This is a genomic window from Rhizobium sp. OAE497 (genome assembly GCF_040546565.1).
GTDB lineage: Bacteria > Pseudomonadota > Alphaproteobacteria > Rhizobiales > Rhizobiaceae > Rhizobium.
The window spans coordinates 3,532,099-3,547,082 of sequence record NZ_JBEPOA010000001.1 but is presented as its reverse complement, the minus strand read 5'-3'; the positions used below and the strand labels follow the sequence as shown (position 1 = coordinate 3,547,082).

Here is a 14,984-nt window from a genome sequence, read left to right as displayed (position 1 = left end):
GAATGCCAGGCCCGAAACCCCATTGGAGGACATCATGGGTGTTGAAGGAATTGGTGCACGCGTCGCACGCAAGGAAGACAAGCGGTTCCTGACCGGCAAGGGCCGTTATACCGACGACATGGTCGTCCCGGGGATGAAATACGGCTATTTCATCCGCAGCCCGCATGCACATGCAAAGATCAAGAATATCGACGTTTCTGCCGCCAAGGCGATGCCCGGCGTGATCGATGTGCTTGACGGCAAGCAGCTGCTCGCCGACGGCATCGGCAATCTGATCTGCGGCTGGATGATCCATTCGCGCGACGGTTCGCCGATGAAGATGGGCGCCTGGCGGCCGCTGGCGGTCGATACCGTCCGCTATGTCGGTGATGCCGTGGCGATCGTCGTTGCGGATTCGCTGGGCGAAGCACGGGACGCCGCCGAGGCCGTCAGCATCGACTATGAAGAGCTTCCTGTTGTCACGGAGGCCGTCGAGGCTTTGAAGCCCGGGGCACCGCAGATCCATCCGGAATCATCCGACAATCTGATCTTCGACTGGGTGATCGGCGACGAAGGCGCGACCGACAAGGCGATTTCGGAGGCCGCACATGTCACCGAAATCGAGCTGACCAACAACCGCCTGTCGCCCAATCCAATGGAGCCGCGCGCGGCGCTCGGGATCTACGATTCCGCCGAGGATCACTACACCTGCTACACGACCAGCCAGAATCCGCATGTGGCCCGTCTGGTCATGAGCGCCTTCTACAATGTCGCGCCGGAAAACAAGCTGAGGGTGATCGCGCCCGATGTCGGCGGCGGTTTCGGCTCGAAGATCTATATCTATCCGGAAGAGATCGTCTGTCTCTGGGCTTCGAAAAAGACCGGCGTTCCCGTGAAGTGGAATTCCGATCGCACCGAGGCGTTCCTGACGGATGCGCATGGGCGCGACCATGTTTCCAAGGTGAAGATGGCCTTCGACAAGGATCATCGAATCATCGGGCTGAAGGTCGATACGATCGCCAATCTCGGCGCCTATATGTCGCTCTTCTCTTCCGCAGTGCCGACCTATCTCTACGCGACACTGCTGTCCGGCCAGTACGACATCCCGGCGATCCACGCCAATGTCCGCACCGTCTATACCAATACCGCGCCTGTCGATGCCTACCGCGGTGCCGGGCGGCCGGAGGCGACTTATCTGCTTGAGCGGACGATGGAGACGGCGGCGCGTGAGCTTGGCATTTCGCCGGCGGAACTCCGGCGCAAGAATTTCATCCGCTCCTTCCCGCATCAGACACCCGTGATCATGATGTATGATGCCGGCGACTACGATGCGTCGCTGAATGCGGCGATGCAGGCTGCCGACTGGGGTGGTTTCGAAAGCCGCCGGGCGGAGGCTGCGAACCGCGGCATGAAGCGCGGTATCGGCATGAGTTGCTATATCGAAGCCTGCGGCATCGCGCCGTCTCAGGCGGTCGGCTCGCTCGGTGCTGGTGTCGGCCTGTGGGAATCGGCAGAGGTGCGGGTCAATGCGGTCGGGACGATCGAAGTTCTGACTGGCTCGCACAGCCATGGCCAGGGCCACGAGACGACCTTCGCGCAGCTGGTGGCGGACCGCCTCGGCGTTCCGATCGACAGCGTCTCGATTGTCCATGGCGACACCGACAAGGTGCAGATGGGCATGGGCACCTATGGCTCGCGCTCCGGCGCCGTCGGCATGTCAGCGGTCGTCAAGGCGCTCGACAAGGTGGAGGCCAAGGCCAAGAAGATCGCCGCGCATCTGATGGAAGCCGACGAGAGCGATATCGTCGTCGAGAACGGTGAGCTGAAGGTCGCCGGTACCGACAAGGCGCTGCCGTGGTTCCAGGTGGCACTCGCCTCCTACACCGCGCATAACCTGCCGGCGGGCATGGAGCCCGGTCTGAAGGAGACGGCGTTCTACGATCCGTCGAACTTCACCTTCCCGGCGGGTTGCTACATCTGCGAGGTCGAGGTTGATCCGGAAACGGGTCATACCAAGATCGTGCAGTTCGTCGCCGCCGACGATTTCGGCAATATCATCAACCCGATGATCGTCGAGGGGCAGGTGCATGGCGGTATCGCGCAGGGCATCGGCCAGGCGCTTCTCGAAGGCGTCCATTACGACGAGAACGGCCAGCTGCTGACGGCGAGCTACATGGATTACGCCATGCCGCGCGCCGACGACCTGCCGTCGTTCAAGATCTCGCACCAGAACACGCCTTGCCCCAGCAATCCGCTGGGCATCAAGGGCTGCGGCGAGGCGGGTGCGATCGGCTCTCCGCCGGCGCTGATGAACGCAATCACCGACGCGATCGGCAACAATATGCTGACCATGCCCGCCACGCCGCAGAAGGTGTGGATGGCGGCGCGCGCAACGAACTGAGGAGGACGGGCCATGTATGAACTCAATTATCACCGCGCTTCTTCGGTCGATGAAGCCGTCAAGCTGATCTCGGGCAAGCCGGAAGGCAAGTTTGTTTCCGGCGGCATGACACTGATCGCGACGATGAAGCAGCGGCTCGCCGCGCCGAGCGATCTCGTCGATCTGCGCCACATCGATGCGATGAATGGCATCAAGGTCGATGGCCGCAAGGTGACGATCGGCGGGGCAACAACCCATGCCGAAGTGGCGGCCTCGTCCGCCATCCGCGGCGTGTGCCCGGCTCTCTGTGAGCTCGCCGGGCTGATCGGCGATCCGCATGTCCGGCACATGGGAACGATCGGCGGATCGATCGCCAACAACGATCCGGCGGCGGATTATCCGGCGGCTATGCTGGCGCTCGGCGCGACCATCATCACCAGCCAGCGCCAGCTTGCGGCAGACCAGTTCTTCACCGGTCTGTTCGAGACGGCGCTCGGGGATGGCGAGATCGTCACCGGGGTCAGCTTCGATGCGCCGGACAAGGCCGGCTACGCCAAGTTCCGCAACCCGGCCTCGCGCTATGCGATGACCAGCGTTCTCGTGACCAAATCCGGGGGGACGGTTCGCGTCGGTATCGCGGGTGCGGGCAGCAACGGCGCCTTCCGGCATGGCGGCCTCGAGGCGGCTCTCGCTGCCAACTGGTCGCCGGATGCGGCGATGGGCGTTCAGGTCGATGCAAGCGGCCTGCTGTCCGATCTGCATGCCAGCGCGGAATATCGCGCCAATTTGATAAAAGTCATGACGAAGCGCGCGGTTGCGGCTGTAGGTTAGCTACAGGGCAATTGACGGCATTCCCGATATGTCAACCCAGCCGCTTTATCGGCTGGGTTGAAGCTTTTTCGTCTGGAATGATTCAAAAATATGCGCCTTTTGCCGCAGTTGATGCTAAAGCAGGGGCCATGGGTTGACGCGCGTCGGTGTGCCCAGCAAAACGATCGCGCGATACTGGAGCATATGCATGGATTTCGAAGCGTTTTTCAAAAGCGAGCTGGAAGGTCTTCACGCCGAAGGCCGCTATCGCGTTTTTGCCGACCTTGAGCGCCACCGCGGAAGTTTCCCGCGTGCGACGCGCCACACGGCCGACGGCCCGAAAGACGTAACAGTCTGGTGCTCCAACGACTATCTCGGCATGGGCCAGCATCCCAAAGTGATCGAGGCGATGAAAGCCGCCATCGAGCACTGTGGCGCGGGTGCGGGAGGCACCCGGAATATCTCTGGCACCAACCACTATCACGTTCTGCTTGAGCGCGAGCTCGCCGATCTGCACGGCAAGGAAGCCGCGCTGACCTTCACGTCGGGTTATGTCTCGAACTGGGCCGCACTCGGCACGCTCGGCGGCAAGATCCCCGGCATGATCATCTTCTCTGACGCACTGAACCACGCTTCGATGATCGAAGGCATTCGCTATGCGAAGTGCGAGAAGGTGATCTGGAAGCATAACGACATCCACGATCTCGAAGCGAAGCTGGCGGCCGCCGATCCGAAGGCGCCGAAGCTGATCGCTTTCGAAAGCGTCTACTCGATGGACGGTGATATCGCGCCGATCAAGGAAATCTGCGATCTCGCCGACAAGTATGGCGCGATGACCTATCTCGACGAAGTCCACGCCGTCGGCATGTACGGCCCGCGCGGCGGCGGTATTGCCGAGCGCGAAGGCCTGATGGACCGGATCACGGTCATCGAAGGCACGCTTGCCAAGGCTTTCGGCGTTATGGGCGGCTATATCGCGGCCTCGACGGCGCTTTGCGATTTCATTCGCTCGTTTGCATCGGGCTTCATCTTCACGACCTCGCTGCCGCCGGCTCTCGCCGCCGGTGCGGTCGCCTCGATCCAGCATCTGAAGTCCAGCCCGTTCGAGCGTGCCCGTCATCAGGATCGCGTGCGCAAGCTGCGCGTGCTGCTCGATCAGCAGGGTATTCCGCATATGCCGAACCCGAGCCATATCGTGCCGGTCATGGTCGGCGATGCGGCCAAGTGTAAGTGGATCTCGGATCTGCTGCTCGACAATTTCGGCGTCTACGTGCAGCCGATCAACTACCCGACGGTGCCGAAGAAGACCGAGCGCCTGCGCTTCACGCCGACGCCGCAGCATACGGATGCCGATATCGAGCATCTGGTCGGTGCGCTGCATTCGCTCTGGTCGCGCTGCGCACTGGCGCGGCACGTTGCCTGAGTGAACGGAAATTAGCTTGATAAACAAATGGCCGCTTAAGCGGCCATTTCCTTTTGGGCGATGATTTCGCCGGCCCGACGTCGCGCCTCGCCATCGGCGGCAAAGACGTCTTCCATCGTTGCTGCCGCCTTGTAGCCGGTCATGTCGTCCATGACGCGCTCGGCGATATCTGCCATCTCCAGGAAGCCGATCCGTCCATCGCAGAAGGCGTGGAAGGCGATCTCTTCGGCGGCATTCATGACGGCGCCCTGCAGGCCGCCGCGCTCCAGCGCGGCGCGGGCGAGACGCAGGGCCGGGAAGCGCACTTCGTCCGGTGCTTCGAAATCGAGCCGGGCGAGCTTTGCGAAATCCAGCCGTTCGACGTCGAGCTTCGAGCGGTTCGGATAGGTCAGCGCATAGCCGATCGCCGTGCGCATGTCGGGGCAGCCGAGCTGCGCCAGCACCGAGCCGTCGACATAACCGACCATGGAATGGATCACCGACTGCGGATGGACGATCACTTCCACCTGGTCGGGACGGAGATCGAAGAGGTGTTTCGCCTCGATCATCTCCAGCGCCTTGTTGAACATCGAGGCGCTGCCGATCGAGATCTTCAATCCCATCGACCAGTTCGGATGGGCGCGGGCGATATCGGCGGTGACACCGGCCATCTGCTCACGCGTCCAGGTACGGAACGGGCCTCCCGAGGCGGTCAGCACGATGCGTTCGATCGCGTGATGCTGGCCGTCTTCGAGCGACTGGAAGATGGCGCTGTGTTCGCTGTCGACAGGGATAAGCTGCCCGCCGCCTTCGGCCACGGCCTTGACGAAGAGCTCGCCGGCGGACACCAGGCATTCCTTGTTGGCGAGCGCGATGTCGGCGCCGCGTCTTGCTGCTGCCAACGTCGGTTCCAAACCGGCCGTCCCGACGATCGCCGCCATGACGACATCCGCGTCACGGGCGCCGGCCTCGATCAGGGCTTCGCGGCCTGCGGCGACCTCGATGCCGGTGCCGGATAGTGCATCCTTCAGGGCGCCGTAGCTTGCCTCATCGGCGGTGACGGCGAGCTCGGCGCCGCAGGCTCTTGCCTGCTCTGCCAGCAGTGCCACATTGGCGTTGCCTGATATGGCGACGACCTCGAAGGCTTCGCGGCCACCAAGCTGGTTGACCACATCGAGCGTGTTGACGCCGATCGAGCCGGTTGAGCCGAAAATGCTGAGGCGCCGCGGCGCGTTAGGGCCGGTCTTCATGCGCGTGTCTTATCCAGAGCCGTCATTTGCCTTCGGCTCTAGCGCGCTTTCCGGGGTGCGGCAAGTGTGCAACGCAGCAGTTTTCTCTTCCAGCGGGGTTTACAGAGCGGCATCGGGATGGGATTCTTATAACATCCGTGGAGGATGACGGGATGCGCGGCTGCTTGCGGCCATCGGTGTATCCCAGCGCTCCGGCGCATTGGGTAGAGGGCATCGCGATGCCTCTGCCATTTCAAAAATCGGGAGGATCGACAGAGGTGCCGCGAGGCGCATCTGCATGATTGTTGCGCGCTTCAGGCGCCAAGGGACCAGCTTGCTGACGATGCTGAAAATGACCTTTCTCTTCGCCGTAGGGGCTCTGGCCGTGTTTCCCGCGCGGGCGGATAATCTGCTGATATGGGATCCGGTGCAGGTGTCCGATCAGTCCTACAAGGCGACGATGGGTTTCCGCCTGCCATTCGAATGGGAAACCAGCGCAGGCGCCGATCTCGGGCTCGCCGCAACCGATGGCGATGCGATCCTGCCGGGATCGGGGCAGGCGACCCTCTGGGGCAAGATCACCCGCGTCCGGGTGACGCCGGCCGGCAATGCACAGCAATCGGCGGGCGTGCGGGTCGATACCCTGCGGGGCAGTGGTTCGCTGATGCTCAGCCGCGCGAAGAGCTTCATCCTGTCCGACTCTCTCGACCTGCAGACCAGCCGCTTCGTCAATGTCGGTTATGACCCGCTTGCGGCGCGCCAGACCTCGGTGACGGCGACGCAGGCCGTCAAGCTCATCTATCCCTGGACGGGAACATCGCTGACGGCGAATGGCAGCGTCACCGATTTCGGGCAGGATTTTTCGAGCACCGTCGGCGTCAGCCAGAACATTCTGCCGAACCTCAATCTCAATGCTGCCGTCAACGATCCGCTCTCCGCCGGGCGGGCGGCCAGCGTCAACGTCAACTACCGCGTCACCTGGTGATCTGAAACCAAGCCCGGCCTCCGGCGTTTCCCTGAGATCACCAGAAGGAGGACGAGTGATGGTTTTCAAGGAAGCCACATTTCATGGCAAGCAGCCGGAGATCGAGGTGGAGTTCGTCAATCACGCGGCGTTGGAAATCGCCGCTGCCGAGGCGCTGGCGACCGCCGGAGATATCGATGCCTCGGATGTGCAGGTGACGTCCGATGCCGACGATATCGTGCTGACGGGCACGGTCGCGACCGTCGCCGAAATCGAGCGGGCGACCGCGATCGTCCGGGCTGTGCAGGGGGTCCACGACGTCCGCAACCAGATCCTGCTCGGGTGAAATTGCGCGCGTTAACCATTAACAAAAGATTAACGTTCTGTAATTGGACCCCACCTGTCTTGCGGCCTAGGTCTAGAGCCATGCAACTGGCTTAACCGGAGGTGCGGCAAATGCATCGCATGGAAGAGATCAACCGCAGGACCTGGCGCAATCCGATCGCCCGGCGCGATTACCGGGCGAGCACCGGCTTCATCAACGAAGGCGAGCGGCTGGTGTTCGAGATTGCGCGAAAGCGTGCGAGCGGCGGGCGGATCCTGGATATCGGCATTGGCGGCGGACGGACGACCGGGCTGTTTTGCGATATCGCCGCAGACTATGTCGGCATCGACTATACGCCTGAAATGGTGGAGCTCGCCCAGCGGAATTATCCGCAGGCGCAGCTCGCGCACATGGATGCGCGCGATCTCTCTGCTTTCGGCAATGCCAGCTTCGATCTCGTGCTCTTCAGCTACAACGGCATCGATTCTGTCGATGCGGAGGGGCGCCGGGCCGTTCTGTCCGAGGTATCGCGCGTGCTCAGGGCAGGCGGGACCTTCGTCTTCTCCACCTTCAATCGCAACTGGCATGGGTTCGGAGAGAAGCGGGCGCGCTCATCTATCGTTTGGTCGAACGATCCGCTGCGACTCGGCTTCCGGCTGGTAAAGCATGCGATGGGTCTGGTTCGCGAACGCCGTTTTGCCCCGCTTGAGCAACGCGAGGGCGAACATGCGATTCTGCTGCACCGCGCCCATGACTTCGGCATCATGGTCTATGCGACGACCCCGCAGCAGCTGCGGGCGCAATTGGGCGCCAGCGGTTTCGACGGCGATCCGATGCTGTTTTCCGTCGATGGCCACCTTCTCAGGGGCGGGACCCTCCTCGAGGAAGAGTATTTCCATGTCGTCGCCTATAAGCCGGCGCTCAGCTGATCAGCCGGCGAAGCGCTCGACCAGGAAATGCGAGCCGGTGCTGGCGCCGGCGACACGGTCGGTCTTCTGCGTGGTGATCGGACCCTGCGGATGATAGGCGAGCACCAGCAGGATGGCGCTGATCGCGACATAGGCGATGGTGAGCAAAGCAAGTTTCTGACGCATGACAAAACTCCTGTTTTGCCAGCTTAACGTCCGCCTTTTCTCAAAGTTCCAGCTGCGGCGATTGGCGTCCGTCCAACAAAAAACCGGCCGCGTGGCGGCCGGTTTCAATCATGCTGAGCTATCTGTTAGCGGCAGACGCGGGTCTTCCTGACGACCCAGTGGCCGTGTTCGTGAATGCGGGCCGTCTTGGTGTAGCAATGCGTCATGACGTGCATCGGCTTGTGCCAATGATGGTCCGGACCGCGCTCGGTGGTGGTGACCGTCATGCTGGCCGCCTGGGACGGGGCGGTGGTGGAGACAATGGCGGCTGCGGCAAGCATGGAAGCAAGAATAAGAGATTTCATGGTTTTGGCCTTTCAATTAACCGGACGATGAACTCGCCAGACGGTGGGCCGGTTCCAACCTTACGAAATATTTAGGTTTTTCGCCCGAAGGCGGCTATGATCAGCCACCGCTCAATTTCTGCGTGGGGTTGCCCAAGCGGGCATTCGGGCATCGAGTGCGGCCAACAAGCAACGGTCCTGCCTTCGAATTGTCCCCTTTGCGATCAGAACGTTAAGGACGTTCTTCATTGCGCATAGAAACAATGAAGGCTGTTTGGATCGTTCTGCGATCCCATACGTTATTTGTGGCTGGGTTTGCTTGCCGGTGCGTCTTCGATCTGAAGCTGCCGGTGCCATTTTGAGAAGGAGACCATGATGAAAAAGACCATTGCGATGGTAGTTGCAGCAGCTTCGCTTGCCCAGGCTTGCGTTACGGCGGCCAGTGCAGCCGATATGGTCCGGACCTACGAGGAACCGGATACGCGCGGCGGCGTCAAGATCGGCATGCTCACCTGCGATATCGGCGGCGGTCTCGGCTATGTGCTGGGCTCTGCCAAGGAAGCCGATTGCGTCTTTAGCTCGACGATCGGCAATGAGGTCACCGACCACTATACCGGCGATATCCGCAAGCTCGGCATCGACCTCGGCTTTACCACCCGCAGCCGCCTCGTCTGGGCCGTCTTCGCACCGACCGCCGGCTATCACCGCGGCTCGCTCGGCGGCCTCTATGTCGGCGCATCGGCCGAAGCCACCGTCGGCGCCGGCGTCGGCGCCAACGTCCTGATCGGCGGCACCTCCGGCTCGATCCACCTGCAGGCCCTCAGCGTCACCGGCCAGCTCGGCCTCAACGTCGCCGCAGGCAGCGCTTCTATGACGCTGACCCCGGGCTGATTTTAGGCCAGTTCGCGCCCCTTCCGCGTAAGCGGGAGGGGTGTGCTATTTGTCAGGGGTACCGGCATCGGCCGATGCTATGGCGGCGTGAGATGGCTTCGTGCCTGATGTGCCCGGGAACATCCCGCGATAAATTATGCCTATTTATCTGAAAATAATGGTGATTCCGACGCGATTCGAACGCGTGACCCTCAGATTAGGAATCTGATGCTCTATCCTGCTGAGCTACGGAACCACTTGGGGCTCATGCATACAAAAGGCTTGGCGGGAAGCCAAGCCTTTTTCAGGTTTCGCTGCAAGTATCGGATCAGGCGCCGAGGCGCTGTTCGGTGAGGCGGACCCAGTAGGAAATGCCGTGGGCGATCGCCTCGTCGTTGAAATCGTAGGCCGGGTTGTGCAGGCCTGCGGTGTCGCCGTTGCCGATGAAGATGAAGGCGCCGGGGCGGGCGTTCAGCATGTAGGAGAAATCCTCGCCGCCCATCATCGGATCGATCTCGGGATTGACGTTTGCCGCACCGGCGATGTCGGTTGCCGTCGCGATCGCGTGGCCGGTCTCGTCGGCGTGATTGACGGTAACCGGGTAATTGCGATGGAAGGCGATTTCGGCTTCGGCGCCGTGGGTGGCGGCAACGCCGTTCACCACCTGCTTGAATCGGCTTTCGGCGAGGTCGCGAACCTCACCATCGAGTGTTCGGATCGTGCCGGCGATCTGGGCGTCGTTGGGAATGACGTTATGGGCGAAGCCGGCGTTGAACTTGGTAACGGAGATGACGACCGAACGCAGCGGATCGACGGTGCGGGCGGCGATCATCTGCAGGTTGGAGACGATCTGGGCGCCGATGGCGATCGGGTCGATCGTCCGGTGCGGCTGGGCGGCGTGGCCGCCGCGGCCCTTGATGGTGACGGTGAATTCGTCGGTCGCTGCCATGATCGGGCCCTTGCGGATGGCAAACTGGCCGACGGGCAGGCCCGGCAGGTTGTGCATGCCATAGACCTCTTCGATGCCGAAGCGCTCCATCATGCCGTCCTTGACCATCAGGTTGCCGCCGCCGCCGCCTTCTTCTGCGGGCTGGAAGATGACGGCGACATTGCCGGTGAAATTGCGGGTCTCGGCCAGGTATTTCGCGGCGCCGAGCAGCATGGCGGTGTGACCGTCATGGCCGCAGGCATGCATCTTGCCAGCCGTGGTCGAGGCCCAGGGCTTGCCGGTGATTTCGGTGAGCGGCAGTGCGTCCATATCGGCGCGCAGGCCGATGGTGCGGCCTTCGCCCTTGCCCTTGATCAGGCCGACGACGCCGGTGCGGCCGATGCCGGTCACGATTTCGTCAACACCGAACTCCTTGAGCTTCTCGGCGACGAAAGCGGCGGTGTTTTCGACGGCGAACAGCAGCTCGGGCCGGGCGTGAATATGGCGGCGCCACTCGGTCACTTCATCCTGCAATTCAGCGGCTCTGTTCAAAATCGGCATGCGAAAATTCCTATAGCGACAACGGGTTTTCCACGGCACCCAAGACATGGTGCCGCGAAAAGAACTTATTCAATGGCCTTTGCCATGTCATGGCCATATACGTTAAATAGGTGAAGGTTTCGAGATTTCCGGACAATTTAAGGACTAGACGTGTCGACGCGCCAGAATCGTTTGTTCGCTGCTTTGCGGCCGGTATCATTCGCAGTCAGTGCTGCCGCAGCCCTGCTTTCTTCGGTTCCGCTGGCGCAGGCCAATCCGCATATTCTCGTCGATGTCCAGAGCGGCCGCGTGATCGAGCATGAGGAAGCCTTCCGCAAATGGTATCCGGCATCGCTGACCAAGCTGATGACCGTCTATACGACCTTCGATGCCATCCGCTCCGGCCAGATCAGCCTCGATACCCCGATCGTCATGAGCAAGCAGGCCGCCGCGCAGCCGGCCGCCAAGATGTACTACAAGCCGGGCCAGAAGCTGACGCTCGACAGCGCGCTGAAGATCCTGATGGTCAAGTCGGCTAATGATATCGCGGTTGCTGTCGCTGAGGCGGTCGCAGGCACACAGGATGCCTTCGTGCTGCGGATGAATGCCGAGGCCGTCAAACTCGGCATGACGGATTCGCATTTCGTCAATCCGAACGGCCTGCCCGGCAAGGGCCAGTACACGACGGCGCGCGATCTGGCGATCCTGACGGTCGCTCTGCGCCGCGACTTCCCGCAATATGCCGGTTATTTCGCGCTCGAAGGCTTCACCAACGGCAAGACAAATACGCCGAGCATCAACCTGCTGATCGGCCGCTTCGCCGGTGCCGACGGCATGAAAACCGGCTTCATCTGCGCTTCGGGCTTCAACCAGATCGGCTCGGCAACCCGCAACGGCCGCACGGTGGTTTCCGTCGTGCTCGGCACGGACAGCCTTGCGGCGCGCGCCGATGCGACTGCCAACCTGCTGGAGAAGGCATTCTCCTCGCCGACGTCCTCGGGCGATACGCTCCGCTCGCTCAAGCCCTATGGGCCGGGGCAGGATGCGGTCACCGATATCAGCGCCGACATCTGCAGCGCCAAGGGCGCCAAGGTGCGCAGCGAAACGCGCGATGAAGTGGGCCGCATGAAGGTGCAGTCGCCCTATATCCATGAAATGGACCACGAGCCGAACTTCGTCTTCGCCGGTCTGATCCCCGGCCAGGACCCGCAGCCCGACAAGACCACCAAGGCGGATGCGATCGGCGATGCTGCCAATGTTCCGGTACCGCTGCCGCGTCCCACGTCCTTCTAAAGGCAAGTCCCATGAGCCTGCATGCAGACCGGATCCCGGTCACCATCCTCACCGGCTTTCTCGGTGCAGGAAAGTCGACGCTTCTGAACCGGATCCTCAAGGATCCCGCGATGAACGAAGCGGCCGTCATCATCAACGAGTTCGGCGATGTCGGTATCGACCACCTGCTGGTCGAAAGCTCCGGCGATGCGATCATCGAGCTTTCGGATGGATGCCTCTGCTGCACGGTGCGCGGCGAACTCGTCGATACGCTGGCCAATCTGATGGATGCGATCCAGACCGGGCGCGTGAAGGCTGTGAAGCGCATCGTCATCGAGACGACGGGGCTTGCCGATCCGGCGCCGGTGATGCAGGCGATCATGGGCAATCCGATCATTGCCACGAATTTCCAGCTGGATGGCGTCGTCACCGTCGTCGATGCGGTCAACGGGCTGCAGACGCTCGACAATCACGAGGAAGCCCGCAAGCAGGTAGCGGTTGCCGACCGGCTGATCGTCTCCAAGCGGCCGATGGCCGATGTGGCGCTGCTAAAGGCCCTGGAAGCGCGGCTGCGCGATCTCAATCCGCGGGCGGCGCTGATGGATGCCGATGGCGGGGAGGCCGGGACGGCTGCGGTTCTCGTCAACGGGCTCTACGATCCTGAAACGAAGATTGCCGATGTCGGCCGCTGGCTGCGCGATGAAGATGCTCATGATGCGCATCATCATCACCACCATGACCATGGTCACGATGATCATCACGGGCATCACCACCACCATCACGGCCACGACGATCAGGATCCACACGACGTGAACCGTCACGATGCCTCGATCCGGTCCTTCTCGATCGTCGAGGAGAAGCCGATCGATCCGATGGCGTTGGAGATGTTCATCGATCTGCTGCGCTCGGCGCATGGCGAGAAGCTGCTGCGAATGAAGGCGATCGTCGCGGTATCGGACAGGCCGGACAAGCCGCTGGTGCTGCATGGCGTGCAGAACATCTTCCATCCCCCGGTGCGACTGCCTGCATGGCCTGACGCCAGCGACCGGCGCACGCGCATGGTGCTGATCACCAAGGATCTGCCGGAGGATTTCGTGAAGACGCTGTTCGATGCGTTTCTCGGCAAGCCGCGTATCGATACGCCGGATCGCGCCGCGCTGCACGACAATCCGCTCGCCATTCCCGGCATGAAGATCTGAGGCTTATTTCCTGCGGATCAGGAAGCTGTGACCGGTCTCGGTTTTTTCCGTTTCCAGCAACTGATGACCGTCTTCGTTGCAGAAATGCGGGATGTCGATGCCTGCCAGCGGGTCCGTGGTTTCGACGCGGATCAGGGCGCCGCTTGCCATGGATGACATCTTGCGGCGCGTCTTCAGGACGGGCAGGGGGCACTTCAGACCGCGCAGGTCATAAGTGACGGCGTCGGTACCGCTCAATTCTTGGACCAGAATTTCCAGAACGGCTTCTTGGAGGCGTCGGCAGTTTCCTGCGGCGGCTCGGGTGCGAAGGCGAGCGGGTTCTGCTGCGGAACCGGAACGTTTGGAGGCGTTGCTGCTGCCACCGCCGTGGCGTTGGCTGCGGCCGGAGCGGCGGCGGGCGCTGCCGTAGCCGGCGCTGCTGCCGGGGCAGCGGATGCGATCGCGGCTTCCGGGACCGTCGCCGGGACAGCCGGCTTCGACATCATGCCTTCGAGTTCGGCGACCTTGACCATGCGGCCAGCTTCCAGCGAGGTGCCGGTCGGGGCGTAGGCGAGTTCGCGGCCCTTGCGGGTCTTGGCGACGACGGCTTTGCGCTCGGCTTCTGTCGGATCGTACCAGGCGAGGCCGTCGAACTTCTTCTCGGCCTTGGCATAATCCATCGCGTAGGTCTTGTCGTAGGACGACAGCGCGGATGCGAGTGCCGGAGGCGTCGACATGGCCGGGCACTTGCCGGCAGGATTGAAGGCGCCGCCATCGGTGGTCTGCTGGTTGAAGACGTATTTCTTCTCGCAGACATTGACGTCAGGCGGACGCTTGGTGACTTCGAAATTGTCGTAGCCGACCTTCAGCATCTTCCAGAAGTCGTAGCTCGGATCGAGCCGGTGCTTGTACATGTTCTCCGCGGTCATGCGGAACGGGAAGGCCTGCAGCTGCACCGAGGTCTGGCCGCCCTTGAAGGCGTCGCGCGCGAAGGCGTAGATCTCGAGAACCTGCTCGTCGGTCATCGAGTAGCAGCCGGACGATGAGCAGGCGCCGTGGATCATCAGATCGGAACCCGTACGGCCGTTGACGGCGTCATACTTGTTCGGGAAGCCGGTATTGATCGCGAGATAATATTTCGAATTCGGGTTCAGATTGGCACGGGTGAGGTTGTAGAAACCTTCCGGGGCCTGACGGTCGCCGGTCTTCACCTTCGGGCCTAGGCGGCCGGACCAGGCGCAGATCTTGTAGTCGGCGATCTTGTCGAAACGGTTGTCGGTCTTCGCCTTCCAGATCTCGAGCGCGCCTTCCTCTTTGAAGATGCGGATCAGGATCGGCGAATTGCGATCCATGCTCTTGGCGCTCATCTGCGCCAGGATGCGCGGCGGCAGCGGTTGCTCCACCTTGTTCTTGACGGTGGAGAGGTCGATCTTGCTGGCGGATTCGAGAGTGTCGTTGCAGCCCGCAAGTGCGAGCGCCATCAGCGACACGTAGGCGAAATGACGAATGCGCATTCAACTAGCCCAACTAAGGATTCAGCCCACTCCGCACGCAGAGTTCCGGGCATTACCAGGAATCATAGGCGGCTTATACTTTACAAATCCTTACCAGCCTATGACCTGCCTGCGGCGCCCCCGCAAGCACGAAGTTCGGTAGATAACATTATTGTGGCCAAGATTTGGCCCCAATC

15 protein-coding genes and 1 tRNA gene are annotated in these 14,984 nt (G+C 61.9%); 9 read left to right on the top strand and 7 right to left on the bottom strand.

Translation table 11 applies throughout. The annotated features are described in order from the left end of the window. The first annotated feature begins 34 nt into the window (after nucleotides 1-34). The 3 genes from ABIE40_RS17770 (at nucleotide 35) to hemA (ending at nucleotide 4,592) form a co-directional block, all read left to right on the top strand. Entirely contained in the window at nucleotides 35-2,380 is a 2,346-nt protein-coding gene (locus ABIE40_RS17770) for a xanthine dehydrogenase family protein molybdopterin-binding subunit (RefSeq protein WP_199627842.1), read from the top strand. 12 nt (nucleotides 2,381-2,392) lie between these two features. After that, on the top strand, nucleotides 2,393-3,190 hold the full coding sequence (locus ABIE40_RS17765; protein WP_130284300.1) for an FAD binding domain-containing protein: 798 nt from the start codon (nucleotides 2,393-2,395) through the stop codon (nucleotides 3,188-3,190). A gap of 187 nt (nucleotides 3,191-3,377) precedes the next feature. Further along, a complete protein-coding gene (gene hemA / locus ABIE40_RS17760) occupies nucleotides 3,378-4,592 on the top strand; it encodes a 5-aminolevulinate synthase (RefSeq protein WP_130284298.1) in 1,215 nt (404 codons plus the stop codon). 35 nt (nucleotides 4,593-4,627) lie between these two features. Here hemA and dxr read toward each other — a convergent pair whose 3' ends face one another. Beyond that, nucleotides 4,628-5,821: a 1-deoxy-D-xylulose-5-phosphate reductoisomerase gene (gene dxr, locus ABIE40_RS17755; protein WP_199627841.1), complete on the bottom strand. Its 1,194-nt coding sequence runs from the start codon at nucleotides 5,819-5,821 to the stop codon at nucleotides 4,628-4,630. A gap of 331 nt (nucleotides 5,822-6,152) precedes the next feature. Between dxr and ABIE40_RS17750 the strand changes: the two genes are divergently transcribed. The 3 genes from ABIE40_RS17750 to ABIE40_RS17740 all read left to right on the top strand — a co-directional run bounded on the left by ABIE40_RS17750 (nucleotide 6,153) and on the right by ABIE40_RS17740 (nucleotide 8,018). After that, entirely contained in the window at nucleotides 6,153-6,785 is a 633-nt protein-coding gene (locus ABIE40_RS17750; RefSeq protein ID WP_354541050.1) for a hypothetical protein, read from the top strand. A 58-nt stretch (nucleotides 6,786-6,843) separates the two neighbouring features. Next, a complete protein-coding gene (locus ABIE40_RS17745) occupies nucleotides 6,844-7,110 on the top strand; it encodes a BON domain-containing protein (RefSeq protein WP_199627839.1) in 267 nt (88 codons plus the stop codon). A 110-nt stretch (nucleotides 7,111-7,220) separates the two neighbouring features. Continuing rightward, nucleotides 7,221-8,018 (top strand): class I SAM-dependent methyltransferase, encoded by a 798-nt coding sequence (locus ABIE40_RS17740; RefSeq protein ID WP_199627838.1) that lies wholly within the window; start codon nucleotides 7,221-7,223, stop codon nucleotides 8,016-8,018. Here ABIE40_RS17740 and ABIE40_RS17735 read toward each other — a convergent pair whose 3' ends face one another. After that, entirely contained in the window at nucleotides 8,019-8,183 is a 165-nt protein-coding gene (locus ABIE40_RS17735) for a hypothetical protein (RefSeq protein WP_165402769.1), read from the bottom strand. Between the two features lie 125 nt (nucleotides 8,184-8,308). Beyond that, nucleotides 8,309-8,527 carry a hypothetical protein gene (locus ABIE40_RS17730; RefSeq protein WP_112720172.1) on the bottom strand — a complete coding sequence of 73 codons (219 nt, stop codon included), beginning with the start codon at nucleotides 8,525-8,527 and terminating at the stop codon, nucleotides 8,309-8,311. Nucleotides 8,528-8,881: 354 nt separating this feature from the next. Here ABIE40_RS17730 and ABIE40_RS17725 point away from each other — a divergent pair, with 354 nt between their 5' ends. Beyond that, the gene (locus tag ABIE40_RS17725; protein ID WP_199627837.1) at nucleotides 8,882-9,397 is read left to right on the top strand and encodes a DUF992 domain-containing protein; all 516 of its coding nucleotides are present in this window, start codon (nucleotides 8,882-8,884) and stop codon (nucleotides 9,395-9,397) included. Nucleotides 9,398-9,555: 158 nt separating this feature from the next. Here ABIE40_RS17725 and ABIE40_RS17720 read toward each other — a convergent pair. Together ABIE40_RS17720 and ABIE40_RS17715 are read right to left on the bottom strand one after the other, a co-directional pair. Continuing rightward, nucleotides 9,556-9,632 (bottom strand) — tRNA-Arg (locus ABIE40_RS17720). A gap of 72 nt (nucleotides 9,633-9,704) precedes the next feature. Next, a complete protein-coding gene (locus tag ABIE40_RS17715) occupies nucleotides 9,705-10,865 on the bottom strand; it encodes a M20 aminoacylase family protein (protein WP_199627836.1) in 1,161 nt (386 codons plus the stop codon). Between the two features lie 150 nt (nucleotides 10,866-11,015). On the opposite strand from ABIE40_RS17715, the gene ABIE40_RS17710 reads away from it, so the two are divergent. Next, entirely contained in the window at nucleotides 11,016-12,137 is a 1,122-nt protein-coding gene (locus ABIE40_RS17710; protein WP_112720176.1) for a D-alanyl-D-alanine carboxypeptidase family protein, read from the top strand. 11 nt (nucleotides 12,138-12,148) lie between these two features. Next, on the top strand, nucleotides 12,149-13,315 hold the full coding sequence (locus ABIE40_RS17705) for a CobW family GTP-binding protein (RefSeq protein WP_199627835.1): 1,167 nt from the start codon (nucleotides 12,149-12,151) through the stop codon (nucleotides 13,313-13,315). A gap of 3 nt (nucleotides 13,316-13,318) precedes the next feature. Here the strand turns inward: ABIE40_RS17705 and ABIE40_RS17700 are convergent, their stop codons facing one another. Beyond that, the gene (locus ABIE40_RS17700; protein WP_354541049.1) at nucleotides 13,319-13,552 is read right to left on the bottom strand and encodes a sulfurtransferase TusA family protein; all 234 of its coding nucleotides are present in this window, start codon (nucleotides 13,550-13,552) and stop codon (nucleotides 13,319-13,321) included. Beyond that, nucleotides 13,549-14,808: a L,D-transpeptidase family protein gene (locus ABIE40_RS17695; RefSeq protein ID WP_199627834.1), complete on the bottom strand. Its 1,260-nt coding sequence runs from the start codon at nucleotides 14,806-14,808 to the stop codon at nucleotides 13,549-13,551. Before ABIE40_RS17695 ends, ABIE40_RS17700 begins: the two co-directional genes overlap by 4 nt. Nucleotides 14,809-14,984: the final 176 nt, after the last annotated feature.

Bases quoted from the DNA above. Each gene is read 5' to 3' on its own strand.
- ABIE40_RS17770 (WP_199627842.1), top strand. From the start codon at position 35: ATGGGTGTTGAAGGAATTGGTGCACGCGTCGCACGCAAGGAAGACAAG.
- ABIE40_RS17765 (WP_130284300.1), top strand. From the start codon at position 2,393: ATGTATGAACTCAATTATCACCGCGCTTCTTCGGTCGATGAAGCCGTC.
- hemA (WP_130284298.1), top strand. From the start codon at position 3,378: ATGGATTTCGAAGCGTTTTTCAAAAGCGAGCTGGAAGGTCTTCACGCC.
- dxr (WP_199627841.1), bottom strand. From the start codon at position 5,821: ATGAAGACCGGCCCTAACGCGCCGCGGCGCCTCAGCATTTTCGGCTCA.
- ABIE40_RS17750 (WP_354541050.1), top strand. From the start codon at position 6,153: ATGACCTTTCTCTTCGCCGTAGGGGCTCTGGCCGTGTTTCCCGCGCGG.
- ABIE40_RS17745 (WP_199627839.1), top strand. From the start codon at position 6,844: ATGGTTTTCAAGGAAGCCACATTTCATGGCAAGCAGCCGGAGATCGAG.
- ABIE40_RS17740 (WP_199627838.1), top strand. From the start codon at position 7,221: ATGCATCGCATGGAAGAGATCAACCGCAGGACCTGGCGCAATCCGATC.
- ABIE40_RS17735 (WP_165402769.1), bottom strand. From the start codon at position 8,183: ATGCGTCAGAAACTTGCTTTGCTCACCATCGCCTATGTCGCGATCAGC.
- ABIE40_RS17730 (WP_112720172.1), bottom strand. From the start codon at position 8,527: ATGAAATCTCTTATTCTTGCTTCCATGCTTGCCGCAGCCGCCATTGTC.
- ABIE40_RS17725 (WP_199627837.1), top strand. From the start codon at position 8,882: ATGAAAAAGACCATTGCGATGGTAGTTGCAGCAGCTTCGCTTGCCCAG.
- ABIE40_RS17715 (WP_199627836.1), bottom strand. From the start codon at position 10,865: ATGCCGATTTTGAACAGAGCCGCTGAATTGCAGGATGAAGTGACCGAG.
- ABIE40_RS17705 (WP_199627835.1), top strand. From the start codon at position 12,149: ATGAGCCTGCATGCAGACCGGATCCCGGTCACCATCCTCACCGGCTTT.
- ABIE40_RS17695 (WP_199627834.1), bottom strand. From the start codon at position 14,808: ATGCGCATTCGTCATTTCGCCTACGTGTCGCTGATGGCGCTCGCACTT.